This is a genomic window from Streptomyces noursei ATCC 11455 (assembly GCF_001704275.1).
In the GTDB taxonomy this organism is placed as follows: Bacteria; Actinomycetota; Actinomycetes; order Streptomycetales; family Streptomycetaceae; genus Streptomyces; species Streptomyces noursei.
The window spans coordinates 7,284,296-7,296,086 of record NZ_CP011533.1; the positions used below are offsets into that span (position 1 = coordinate 7,284,296).

At 71.3% G+C, this 11,791-nt stretch carries 13 protein-coding genes; 12 read left to right on the top strand and 1 reads right to left on the bottom strand.

All coding sequences use genetic code 11. The features are described 5' to 3' along the window. Positions 1-207 precede the first annotated feature (207 nt). Both prcB and prcA read left to right on the top strand, forming a co-directional pair. Positions 208-1,053 carry a proteasome subunit beta gene (gene prcB, locus SNOUR_RS30920; RefSeq protein WP_067353552.1) on the top strand — a complete coding sequence of 282 codons (846 nt, stop codon included), beginning with the start codon at positions 208-210 and terminating at the stop codon, positions 1,051-1,053. 70 nt (positions 1,054-1,123) lie between these two features. Beyond that, positions 1,124-1,999 (top strand): proteasome subunit alpha, encoded by an 876-nt coding sequence (gene prcA, locus SNOUR_RS30925; RefSeq protein WP_067353555.1) that lies wholly within the window; start codon positions 1,124-1,126, stop codon positions 1,997-1,999. Between the two features lie 57 nt (positions 2,000-2,056). Here the strand turns inward: prcA and SNOUR_RS30930 are convergent, their stop codons facing one another. Continuing rightward, positions 2,057-3,157 (bottom strand): LacI family DNA-binding transcriptional regulator, encoded by a 1,101-nt coding sequence (locus tag SNOUR_RS30930; RefSeq protein WP_067353557.1) that lies wholly within the window; start codon positions 3,155-3,157, stop codon positions 2,057-2,059. Positions 3,158-3,281: 124 nt separating this feature from the next. Here SNOUR_RS30930 and SNOUR_RS30935 point away from each other — a divergent pair, with 124 nt between their 5' ends. The 10 genes from SNOUR_RS30935 to tatC all read left to right on the top strand — a co-directional run bounded on the left by SNOUR_RS30935 (position 3,282) and on the right by tatC (position 11,733). Beyond that, complete coding sequence (locus tag SNOUR_RS30935) at positions 3,282-4,541, top strand: MFS transporter (protein ID WP_067353559.1); 1,260 nt, start codon at positions 3,282-3,284, stop codon at positions 4,539-4,541. Between the two features lie 9 nt (positions 4,542-4,550). Next, positions 4,551-5,912, top strand: coding sequence for a Pup--protein ligase (gene pafA, locus SNOUR_RS30940; protein WP_016570833.1), 1,362 nt, complete (start codon positions 4,551-4,553; stop codon positions 5,910-5,912). Positions 5,913-6,066: 154 nt separating this feature from the next. After that, complete coding sequence (locus SNOUR_RS30945; protein WP_067353562.1) at positions 6,067-7,083, top strand: FKBP-type peptidyl-prolyl cis-trans isomerase; 1,017 nt, start codon at positions 6,067-6,069, stop codon at positions 7,081-7,083. A 69-nt stretch (positions 7,084-7,152) separates the two neighbouring features. Then, positions 7,153-7,527 carry an FKBP-type peptidyl-prolyl cis-trans isomerase gene (locus SNOUR_RS30950; RefSeq protein WP_039637875.1) on the top strand — a complete coding sequence of 125 codons (375 nt, stop codon included), beginning with the start codon at positions 7,153-7,155 and terminating at the stop codon, positions 7,525-7,527. Positions 7,528-7,641: 114 nt separating this feature from the next. Next, a complete protein-coding gene (locus SNOUR_RS30955; RefSeq protein WP_067353565.1) occupies positions 7,642-8,652 on the top strand; it encodes a helix-turn-helix transcriptional regulator in 1,011 nt (336 codons plus the stop codon). Between the two features lie 14 nt (positions 8,653-8,666). Then, positions 8,667-9,617 carry a helix-turn-helix transcriptional regulator gene (locus tag SNOUR_RS30960; protein WP_067353566.1) on the top strand — a complete coding sequence of 317 codons (951 nt, stop codon included), beginning with the start codon at positions 8,667-8,669 and terminating at the stop codon, positions 9,615-9,617. A 57-nt stretch (positions 9,618-9,674) separates the two neighbouring features. Beyond that, positions 9,675-9,935: a hypothetical protein gene (locus tag SNOUR_RS30965; protein ID WP_052287004.1), complete on the top strand. Its 261-nt coding sequence runs from the start codon at positions 9,675-9,677 to the stop codon at positions 9,933-9,935. Positions 9,936-9,995: 60 nt separating this feature from the next. Next, positions 9,996-10,205, top strand: a complete 210-nt coding sequence (locus SNOUR_RS30970; RefSeq protein WP_067353569.1) for a hypothetical protein — start codon at positions 9,996-9,998, stop codon at positions 10,203-10,205. 208 nt (positions 10,206-10,413) lie between these two features. Then, positions 10,414-10,713: a Sec-independent protein translocase subunit TatA gene (gene tatA, locus SNOUR_RS30975; RefSeq protein WP_039637880.1), complete on the top strand. Its 300-nt coding sequence runs from the start codon at positions 10,414-10,416 to the stop codon at positions 10,711-10,713. Between the two features lie 63 nt (positions 10,714-10,776). Then, positions 10,777-11,733, top strand: a complete 957-nt coding sequence (gene tatC, locus SNOUR_RS30980; protein WP_067353570.1) for a twin-arginine translocase subunit TatC — start codon at positions 10,777-10,779, stop codon at positions 11,731-11,733. Positions 11,734-11,791 lie beyond the last annotated feature (58 nt).

An 11,791-nucleotide genomic window follows, 5' to 3' on the forward strand; every position in this document is an offset into this window, starting at 1 on the left:
CCCACGCACGGCGCCCGGCCGGCGCGCATGGCTTCGGGCGGTGCCGCCCGGTCCGTTCGATATCGGGATCCCACGATGTGGATCACGGCTCCGGGGCGGGTAGGGTCCGAGGCGTACGCTGCTTCAGCTGCAACGCAACCTTGGGTCAATTCAAGGAGTCGGCCGGACGTACCTCGGGCGGGCGGCCGAGTATCCGGAAGGAAACGTGTGGAAGCCAACACTCCAAGCACCGGGCGTCTGCCGGCTGCCTTCCTGACGCCTGGATCCTCGTCCTTCGTGGACTTCCTCGGGCGGCACGCGCCCGAACTGTTGCCGGGCAACCGCCCGCTGCCGTCGGTGCAGGGGGTCATCGAGGCCCCGCACGGCACGACCATCGTGGCGGCCTCGTTCCCCGGCGGTGTGGTGCTCGCCGGCGACCGCCGGGCGACGATGGGCAACGTCATCGCACAGCGCGACATCGAGAAGGTCTTCCCGGCCGACGAGTACTCGGCGGTCGGCATCGCGGGCACGGCCGGTCTCGCGGTGGAGATGGTCAAGCTGTTCCAGCTGGAACTGGAGCACTTCGAGAAGGTCGAGGGGGCCCAACTCTCCCTGGAGGGCAAGGCGAACCGGCTCTCGACGATGATCCGCAGCAACCTCGGGATGGCCATGCAGGGCCTCGCCGTGGTGCCGCTGTTCGCCGGCTACGACCTCGACCGCGAGAAGGGCCGGATCTTCTCCTACGACGTCACCGGCGGGCGCTCGGAGGAGCACGGCTTCGCGGCGACCGGCTCCGGCTCGGTCTTCGCGCGCGGCGCGCTCAAGAAGCTCTTCCGGGAGGACTTCACGGAGCATCAGGCCGCCACCGCCGTCGTGCAGGCGCTCTACGACGCCGCCGACGACGACTCGGCGACCGGTGGGCCGGACATGGCGCGGCGGATCTACCCGATCGTCACGGCGATCACCGAAGAGGGCTTCAAGAAGCTGACCGAGGCCGAGGTCTCGGAGATCGCCCGTGCCGTGCACGAGCGCCGCCTCGACCAGCCCGACGGCCCGCGCGCCGCGCTGCTCTGACGGGACGGATGGTTCCGCGGTGCGCCCCCAGACAGCGAGAGAGCTTTTGACAGGAAGGGACGGATAGCCGGTGTCGACGCCGTTCTATGTCTCACCCCAGCAGGCCATGGCCGACCGCGCCGAGTACGCCCGCAAGGGCATCGCGCGCGGTCGTAGCGTGGTGGTGCTGCAGTACACCGACGGCGTGCTCTTCGTCGCCGAGAATCCCTCCCGCGCCCTCCACAAGGTCAGCGAGATCTACGACCGGATCGCCTTCGCGGCGGTCGGCAAGTACAACGAGTTCGAGAACCTGAGGATCGGCGGCGTCCGCTACGCCGACCTGCGTGGTTACACCTACGACCGGGAGGACGTGACCGCCCGCGGGCTGGCTAACGTCTATGCCCAGACGCTCGGCACGATCTTCTCCAGCGCGGCCGAGAAGCCCTACGAGGTCGAGCTGATCGTCGCCGAGGTCGGCAACGCCCCCGAGGACGACCAGATCTACCGGCTGCCGCACGACGGCTCGATCGTGGACGAGCACGGCTCGGTCGCGGTGGGCGGCAACGCCGACCAGATCAGCAGCTACCTCGACCAGCGCCACCGGGACGGCATGACCCTGGCGGAGGCGCTCCGGCTGGCGGTGGACTCGCTCTCCCGGGACACCAACGGCGGCGAGCGCACGCTGACCGCCGAGCACCTCGAAGTGGCGGTGCTGGACCGCACCCGCCCGCAGAAGCGGAAGTTCAAGCGGGTCCTGGGGCGGCAGCTGTCCCGGCTGCTGGACGAACACGCCGCCGGGGAGCAGGAGAAGGACGGGCCCACGGAGAGCACGGGGGAGTCCTCGGGCACCGGCCCCTCCGACGGGAACGGCAAGGGCGCCGGCAAGGGCGGCGCCGCGCGGAAGAACGGCTCAGGTGCGTCCGCGGCGGACGGCGACGAGCCGGAGTCCGGCGCCGCGGACGACTGAGGACCGCGGCACACCGCTTCCGGGCCGGCCGCCCGGACCGCGCGCCCCGGTGGGTCATCACCCGCCGGGGCGCGCGGTGTTGTGCGGGGCGCCCGGCGGCGGCGCCGTGGAGCCGCGCGGGACGAGGGCGACGGGGAGGGTGGCGGCATCGGTCGGGGCGCCGTCCAGGACGGCCATCAGGGCCCGCATCCCCGCCTCGCCGAACTCCTCGGCGGGCAGCCGCACGGTCGTCAGTTCCGGCTCCACGGCCACGGCGAGGGCCAGGTCGTCGAAGCCGGTGACCGAGACGTCCTCGGGGATCCGCAGGCCGAGCCGGCGCACCGCCTTGCAGGCGCCGGCGGCGATGATGTCGTCGTCGCACAGCAGGGCGGTGGGGCGGGGCCCGGGGGCGGTCAGCGCGGTGTGTGCGGCCCGCAGGCCGGCGTCCACGCCCAGCGCGGTGGGCACCCGGTGCACGACCACGTCCGGGGTGCCGGCCAGGGCGTCGGTGAGGGTCCGGGTGCGGACGGCGAAGGTCCAGGAGTCCACGTCGGCCGCGAGATGGGCGATCCGGCGGTGTCCGAGGCCGGTGAGGTGGGCGGCCAACTGCCGCACGCCGTCGGCGATGTCGAGGTTCACGGTGGCCGAGGCGGTGGCGTCGCCCGGGTCGCTGTCGAGCATGACCAGCGGCAGTCCGGCGGTGCGCAGCGCGGCCAGGGCGTCGGCCGCCATCGACGAGGCGATCACGCCGTCCAGGGCGGCCGAGGCGGAGGCGAACGGGTCGCGGGCCGGGCCGATGCCCTCGGGCGAGGGGTAGAGGACCACGCCGAAGTCGTGGTCGGCGGCGATCCGGGCGGCTCCCGTATAGACCCGCGCGAAGAACTCCGTGGTGAGCGCGGGGACGACGAGCAGCGCGGTGCGGGTGCGGCCGGTGCGCAGGCTGCGGGCGGCGAGGTTGGGGCGGTAGCCCAGTTCGCGGGCGGCGGCCCGGACCGCCTCGGCCTTGCCGGGGGAGACCCGACCGCGCCATTTGTCGCCGAGGACCAGGGAGACCGCGGCCTGCGAGACGCCGGCGGCGCGGGCGACGTCGCGGCTGGTGACCCGGGCGGCGGCCCGGCCGGGGGTGCCTGTCCGCGCGAGTTCGGGGACGGTGGGCGCGGCGCCCTCGTGGCTGCTCACCGGGTGCGTCACTCCTTGGGTCCGGCACTGCGGGGTGGACCCGCGGGTTGCCGCCATGGTACGTATGACGCCGCAAGTTATACGTAACACGTCCCGGCGTCGGACCGGGCGGAGAGGGGCAGGCGTGGCCGCGGGATATGCGGATTTGCTCAGGACCCGGTATGCCGCCCGGCTGCTGGCCGGGACCCTGATCGGCCGGTTGCCGAACGCCACCGCGGCGCTGGCGCTGGTGCTCTTCGTCCGGGGTCAGGGCGGCAGCTACGCCCTGGCCGGCGCGCTGTCCGCGATCTACGGCGTCTGCAACGCCATCGGCCAGCCGTTGCTCGGCCGCGCGGTGGATCTCTACGGCCAGCCCCGGGTGATGCTGCCCGCCTCGGTGCTCTCCGCGCTCGGCATGGCGCTGCTCGCCGCCGTCGGGGTGGAGCCGCGCTGGGCCGCCTACGGTGCGGTGGCGATCGCCGGGTTCTTCACCCCGCCGCTGGAGGGCGGGCTGCGGGCGCTGTGGCCCGGGGTGCTCCAGCGGGCGGACCGGGTGCACGCCGCGTACGCGCTCGACGCGGTGGCCCAGGAAGTCATGTTCGCGGTCGGGCCGTTGCTGGTCACGCTCTGCGTGGCGGCCTGGTCGCCCGGGGCGGCGCTGCTGGTGATCAACGCGATCGGGGTGCTCGGCGCGCTCTCCGTCGTGGTCTCCGCGCCGTCGCGGCAGTGGCGCAGCGCGCCCCGGGACGCGCACTGGCTCGGCGCCCTGCGCTCGCCCGGGATGCTGGTGCTGATCGGCGCGTTCTTCTTCGTCGGGCTGGCGCTGGGGTCGATCGCGGTGGCGGCGGTCGCCTACTCCGACCGGCACGGCGGCGGGATGGTCTCCAGCTGTCTGCTCTCCGCGCTCGGCCTGGGCGCGCTGCTCGGTGGCCTGGTCTACGGCGCCCGGCAGTGGCCGGGGCGTCCGGAGGCGCGACTGCGGCTGCTCGTGGCGCTGCTGTCGCTGGGCTATCTCCCGCTGTTCCTGGTGCCCGGGGTGGCCGGGATGACGGCGCTGACCGGTCTCGCCGGGGTGTTCCTCGCGCCTTCCCTGGCCTGCGCGTTCGTGGTGGTGGACCGGCATGCGCCCAAGGGGACGGTGACGGAGGCGTTCTCCTGGTTGGTGACGACGTTCGGGGTCGGCTCGGCGGTGGGCGCCTCGGTGGCCGGCCCGGTGCTGGAGGACGGCGGACCGGCCTCGGGGTTCGCGGTCGCCGGCGCCTCCGGAGTCGCCGCGCTGCTGGTGCTTTTGTCGATGAAGCGATTCCTCGGGGAACCGGTGATGCCCGCCGCCGGTGCGGTCCGGGCGGAAAATGATCGAAACGGGGCCGTCGAACCCGGTTTCAGAGCAGGCCATCAGGCGTAATGTTCAGTCATGGACCGCCGCATTTTCGGGCTGGAGAACGAGTACGGCGTCACGTGCACGTTCAGGGGACAGCGCCGACTGTCGCCTGACGAAGTGGCGCGGTACCTCTTCCGCCGTGTCGTGTCATGGGGCCGCAGCAGCAATGTCTTCCTGCGGAACGGCGCCCGCCTGTACTTGGACGTGGGTTCACACCCGGAATACGCAACTCCCGAGTGCGACAACGTGACCGAGCTGGTCACCCACGACAAGGCCGGCGAACGCATTCTCGAAGGTCTGCTCGTCGACGCCGAACGCCGCCTGCACGAGGAGGGAATCGCGGGCGACGTCTATCTCTTCAAGAACAACACCGATTCGGCGGGAAACTCCTACGGCTGCCACGAGAACTATCTCGTGGCCCGGCACGGCGAGTTCTCCCGGCTCGCGGACATCCTCATTCCGTTCCTCGTCACCCGGCAGCTGCTGTGCGGCGCCGGCAAGGTGCTGCAGACGCCGCGTGGCGCGGTCTACTGCGTCAGTCAGCGCGCCGAGCACATCTGGGAGGGCGTCTCCTCGGCGACCACCCGCTCCCGGCCGATCATCAACACCCGGGACGAACCGCACGCGGACGCCGAGCGCTACCGCCGTCTGCACGTCATCGTCGGTGACTCCAACATGTCCGAGACCACGATGATGCTCAAGGTCGGCGCCACCGACCTCGTGCTGCGGATGATCGAGGCGGGCACCGTCATGCGCGATCTGACGCTGGAGAACCCGATCCGGGCGATCCGCGAGGTCAGTCATGACACCACCGGACAGCGCAAGGTGCGGTTGGCCAGCGGACGTGAGGCGTCCGCGCTCGAAGTGCAACAGGAGTACTACGAAAAGGCCGTGGATTTCTGCGACCGCCGCGGAATCCGCACCGGCACCGTCGAGCGCGTCCTGGAGTTGTGGGGCCGCACGCTGGAAGCCGTTCGCGACCAGGAGCTGGACCGTATTGCGACCGAGATCGACTGGGTGATGAAACATCAGCTCATCGAGCGGTATCGCGCGAAGCACAACATCAGCATGTCCCATCCGCGCGTGGCCCAGATAGACCTCGCGTATCACGACATCCACCGCCGCCGGGGTCTTTACTACCTCCTGGAGCGGAAGGGGCAAGCGGCGCGGATCTGCAACGACTTGAAGATCTTCGAGGGCAAGTCGGTTCCGCCGCAGACCACGCGCGCGCGGTTGCGCGGCGACTTCATTCGCCGGGCCCAGGAACAGCGTCGTGATTTCACGGTCGACTGGGTGCATCTGAAGCTCAATGACCAGGCACAGCGCACGGTCCTGTGCAAGGACCCGTTCCGTTCCGTGGACGACCGGGTGGAGAAGCTGATCGCCGGAATGTGAGTGTCCGGAATGCGCAAGGGTGCGCCGGGAGCGTGAATGCTCCCGGCGCATCGTCGTGTCGGGCCGGGCCGCTGTGTTTACCGGAAGCGGCCACAGCGACAGGTCGTAGAGTGGCGGGCATTGCCCATCTACCCCACGAGCCCGAGTTGGACAGATGCTGAATTCTCCCGGGGGGCGCTTCCCCCGCCCCTTCGCCACGCACACCCGTCGCGCCGTCGCTGCCGCGCTGGCGGTGCCCGTTCTGCTCCTCACCGCCGCCTGCGGGTCCGACGACGGCAAGACCTCCGACGAGGCGGTGGTCAAGGTGACGGGCAAGCCCGGTGCGAAGCCGACGATCTCCGTGCCCAAGGACGCCAAGCCGGCCGACAAGGCCGTCACCAAGACCCTGGTCGAGGGCAAGGGCGCGGTGGTCAACAAGGGCGACCTGGTGCGGCTGGACTTCTCCGCGCAGACCATGAAGGGCCAGAACCTCGGTAGCAGCTGGACGCCGCAGCCGGGCGCCAAGCCGGGTGCGGCGCGCACCCAGGTCGTCACCGAGGTCACCGACCAGATGACGCAGCAGATGCTGCCGCCGAAGGTGCTGACCGCCGCGGCCGGGCAGAAGGTCGGCGGCCGGTTCGAGGTCGAGGGCACCGCCAAGGCGCTGATCGGCGAGGGCCTTAACCCGCAGTCGGGGATCAAGCCGGAGGACGGCCTGGTCTGGGTCGTCGACGTGGTCGGCGCGAAGAAGGTGGACAAGAAGGCGAAGGCCGAGGGCACCCAGGCGGCGCCGGAGGACGGGATGCCGGAGGCCAAGGCCGAGGACGACAAGGCCGCGACGATCACCATCCCCAAGGGGGAGAAGGCGCCCACCGACCTCAAGCAGCAGGTGCTGATCCAGGGCAAGGGCCCGGAGGTCAAGGCCGGTGACGGCCTGATCGCCCAGTACACCGGCGTGAAGTGGGAGGACGGGAAGAAGTTCGACTCGTCGTGGGACCACGGTGGCGCGACCGCCTTCCAGATCGGCACCGGGCAGGTCGTCCAGGGCTGGGACCAGGCGCTGGTCGGCAAGCACGTCGGGGACCGGGTGGAGATCGTGATCCCGCCGAAGCTGGGCTACGGCGCCAGCCCGCAGCACGAGCTGGCGAAGAACACCCTGGTCTTCGTGGTCGACATCGTCGGCACGGTCTGACCCGGGTGACCTGCGCGATCTGCCAGACTGACCCGGTAATCGCAAAGATTCGCAAGTAGGAGCACATACGTGAACATCGACAAGCCCGAGATCGACTTCCCCGAGGGCCCGGTTCCCACTGACCTGGAGATCGTGGACCTGTGGGAGGGCGACGGGCCGGTCGCCAAGGCCGGGGACATGGTCTCCGTGCACTACGTCGGCGTCTCCTTCAGCACCGGCGAGGAGTTCGACGCGAGCTGGAACCGCGGCAAGCCGCTCCAGTTCCAGCTGGGCGCCGGTCAGGTCATCGCGGGTTGGGACCAGGGTGTGCAGGGCATGAAGGTGGGCGGCCGGCGTCGGCTGACCATCCCGCCGCACCTCGCCTACGGTGAGCGCGGCGCCGGCGGTGGCCGGATCGCGCCCAACGAGTCGCTGATCTTCGTCTGCGACCTGGTCGCCGTCTGAGACGCCCGTAGGACGCAGTGAGGGTCCGCGCCGACCGGCGCGGGCCCTCCGCTTTTGCGGTACGCACCCAGGGCGGTACGGTCACCCGTTGGGAGCCAACGAGAAAGGGCGTCGATGGCGATTGCCAAGGCCGAGCGGCTGATGAATCTGGCGCTGTGCCTGCTGGGGACGCGACGCCCGCTGAGCAAGCACGAGCTGCGGTCTTCGATCGAGGCCTATGTCGAAGCCTTCGGGCCGGGCGCGGGGACGGGCTTCGGGACGGGGAGCACCGCCGGCGACGACTCCTTCAACCGGATGTTCGAGCGGGACAAGGACGACCTGCGCGAGCTGGGCCTGGTCATCGAGACCGTGGACGGCATCGACGGCGAGGTCGGCTACCTCGCCCGCCGCGACAGCAACCGGCTGCCCCCGATCACGCTGGACGCCGAGGAGTCCGCGGCCCTCGGGCTGGCCGCCAAGGTCTGGCAGCAGGCCCGGCTGGCCGGCGCGGCCAGTGGCGCCCTGCAGAAGCTGCGGGCCGCCGGGATGCCGCTGGCCGGGGAGCGCGACGAGGTGGAGGCGGCAGCGCCGCACAGCGCGCTGGAGCCCCGCATCCCCACCCACGAGGCGGCTTTCGAACCGCTGATGCTGGCCTGCCGGGACCGCCGCCCGGTCGTCTTCGACTACCGCAAGTCCAACGCCGCCCACCCCGAGCAGCGGCACATCGAGCCCTGGATCCTGGAGTGCTGGCGCGGCCACTGGTACGTCGCCGGCTGGGACCGGGACCGCGGCGCCGAGCGGGTCTTCCGGCTCTCCCGGATCACCGGCAAGGTCCGTTCCCGGCAGGGGAAGTTCACCGCGCCGGTGCCCGACCACGTCACCGTCCGCGAGACCGTCGAGCGCTGGGCGGGGGAGACCGCCACCGGCACCGCGCGGATCAAGCTCCGCACCGGGCACGGCTATCCGCTGCGCGCCCGGGCGCTGGCCGTCCGCGCGCTGGACGGTGACTGGGACGAGCTGGAGATCCCCTACGGGCACGGACTCGACGCCTGGCTGGTGGAGTTCGGGCCCGATGTGGTCGTACTGGAACCGGCGGAGCTGCGGGCCGAGGTCATCGACCGGCTGCGCGCGGTGGCCAAGGGCTGAGTGGGGGACGGAACATGGCTACGAACGCGATCGACCAGACCCGCCGGATGCTGTCGCTGGTGACCTATCTGCGCGAGCGCCCCGGCGCCCGCGTCAACGACGTCGCCCGGGCCTTCGGCATCACCGAGGACGAGCTGATCGCCGACCTCGACGTGCTGCCGATGTGCGGGACGAGCTTCCGCGGCGGCGATCTGATGGACATCGACACCGACGGCGACCGGATCTGGTGGCACAACCCCGACGACGTCGCCGAGCCGCTGCGGCTGGCCGCCGACGAGGCCACCGCGCTGCTGGTGGCGGCCCGCGCGGTGGCCACCCTCCCCGGGCTGCGCGAGGGCGACCGGCAGGCGCTGCTGCGGGCCACCGCCAAGCTGGAGGCGGCGGCCGGCGAGGCGGCCGGGGCCAGCTCCCGGCTGTCGGTGACCTTCGAGTCCGAGGGCGGGGTCTTCGCCGACGTGGACCGCGCCATCGCCGAGCGGCGTCGGCTGTGGCTGCGCTATTACTCCCCGGCCCGCGACGAGCTGACCGAGCGCGAGGTGGACCCGATCCGGCTCTTCGCCGTCGGCCACACCTACGTGGAGGCGTGGTGCCGGCTCTCCGAGGCCCGGCGCACCTTCCGCCTCGACCGGGTCGCCGAGATCAGACTGCTGGACGCGCCCGCCGACCCGCCGCCGGTCGAGCTGCGCGACCTGTCGGAAGGGCTGGTCCAGCCCGCGGCCGAGGATCCCGAGGTCGCCATCGAGGTCGGGCCCGGCGGCCGATGGGTCGCCGAGTACTACCCGCACGACAGTGCCGAGGAACTCCCCGACGGGGGCCTGCGGATCACCCTGCGCACGCCCGACCCGGCGTCGCTGCGCCGGCTGGCGCTCCGGCTGGGCGGGGACGGCCGGATCGTGTCGCCGCCGGCGCTGGCGGCCAGCGCCCGGCAGGCCGCCCGGCAGGCGCTCACGGCGTACGGCGAGTGAGACCGGCCCGCCCTGGCGGCGGGCCGGCGCACCGATGACCGTAGGAGGCAGCGAAGGATGACGACCACGATGGCGACGACCACTCTGGCGGACATGGCCGCTCCGGTGCTCTTCAAGGCGGCCTGCCCGGAGTGCCGAGGGCGCTTCGAGCTCGCCTCGGACGCCTTCCGGCTGGCCATCGGCGCCAGCCGCCGCACCACCTTCTACTCCTTCACCTGCCCCGACTGCGGCCGGGCGGTGCGCCGGCCGGCCGGGGAGCGGATCGTCGAGCTGCTGACCGGTGGCGGGGTGCGCACGCTGCGGTTGCACACTGGCTGATCGGTGCCGCGCGCCGTCCGCCGGGCCCGTCGGGCCGGAGCGGCCCGATAGGCTCGCCCCATGCTCTGGCCCATGATCGCTGTCGCCCTCGGTTTCCTGGGGATCGCCGTCCTCGGAGTCCTCGCCATCCGTGTCTTCGCGGAGGTGCGGCGGCTGGCCAGGGAGGTCGGCACGGCGACCGAGCGGATCCAGCGGGCCGCACAGGACCTGGAACGCGCCGCGGTGCCGCTCGCCTCCCGGATGCACGACGTGGGACGCGACCGTAGCTGACGGCGGCAGCACCCTGCTGACGCGGACGTCCGGAAGGTAGGCTGCTCAGCGGTTCAGATACCGCGGTGGCGCGGTCAATCCACAGGATGCACGGGGATTGCCGGACGTTCACCGCCGAACGTTACGATCGAGGCACCACCAGGACGCCAGTCCGACTCCATCGGCAGGCACCACAGGAGACGCCGCCCCGGCGAGAAGGTAGTCGCACATGCTAGCCAACCTGAGGCTCCCCGAGATTCTGCTGATCATCGCCGTGATCTTCCTGCTGTTCGGCGCGAAGAAGCTTCCGGACATGGCGCGTTCGCTCGGCAAGTCGGCCCGCATCCTCAAGAGCGAGGCCAAGGCGATGAAGAAGGAGAGCGAGGCGGAGCGGACGGCTGACGCCGGCACCGCGTCGCAGGCTCCGGCCGACGCTGCCCAGCAGGCGCCTCGTACGATTCAGGCTGCGCCCGGTGACGTGGCCAGCTCGCGCCCCGTGGCAGAGCCGAACCGCACCAACCAGAGCTGACCCAGCCGATCCCGGCCGTGCCGACGCCGTCGGTGCGGCTGACGTACGAGACGAGGAAGTGGGTTGCTCAAGTCTGCCCGCAATCAGCAGAAGGACCCCGAGGGGCGGATGCCCCTCGCGGCGCATCTGCGTGAGCTGCGCAACCGGCTGCTGAAATCGGTGCTCGCGATCCTCGTGGTCACCGTCGTCGCCATGTGGCAGTACGACCCCATCGCCCATTTCATCACCGGGCCGACCATCGCCGCCGTGGGCTGCCCCAAGGGTGGTGTTTCCGCCGGTGGGCAGCCCCATCCGTGCGCGGAGATCGTCGCGAACGGCTTCATCGCGCCGTTCACGATCATGCTCAAGCTGTCGCTGACCGTGGGCCTGGTCGCAGCCAGCCCGCTCTGGCTCTACCAGCTGTGGGCCTTCCTCGCTCCCGGCCTGCACAAGCACGAGAAGAAGTACGCGCTGAGCTTCGTGGCCGCCGGTGCGCCGCTCTTCCTGGGTGGCGCCTACCTCGCCTACGCGGTGCTGCCGACCACCGCGGGCGCGCTGGTCGGCCTGACCCCGAGCGACTGGTCCAACCTCTTCCCGGCCGACGACTTCTTCGACATCGTCACGCGGATGGTCCTGGTCTTCGGGCTGTCCTTCGAGCTGCCGCTGCTGCTGGTGCTGCTGAACTTCGGTGGCGTGCTCACCGGTAAGCGGGTGCTGAGCTGGTGGCGGTTCATGGTGCTGGGCATCACGATCTTCGCGGCGGTCGCCACGCCGACCGGTGACCCGCTGACGATGTCGCTGCTGGCCGCGCCGATCGTGCTGCTGTACTTCGGCGCCGTGGGCATCTGCTTGTTCAACGACCGCCGCCGGCGGCTGGCCAACCCCGACCGGGAACTGGCCGACGACGAGGCGTCCGAGCTCGACCTGACGCCCACCGACATCGAGGCGATCGAGCCGGTCGCGCCGACCCGGATGCTGCCGGAGCAGGCCGACGGGGACGGAACCAAGGACGGGCGCCGCGGTTACGACGACGTCACGTGAGGTGACGGGTAGTCGCGGGGTCACTTGAAGTGACCTTCCGCGGAACGGATTTCGCGGC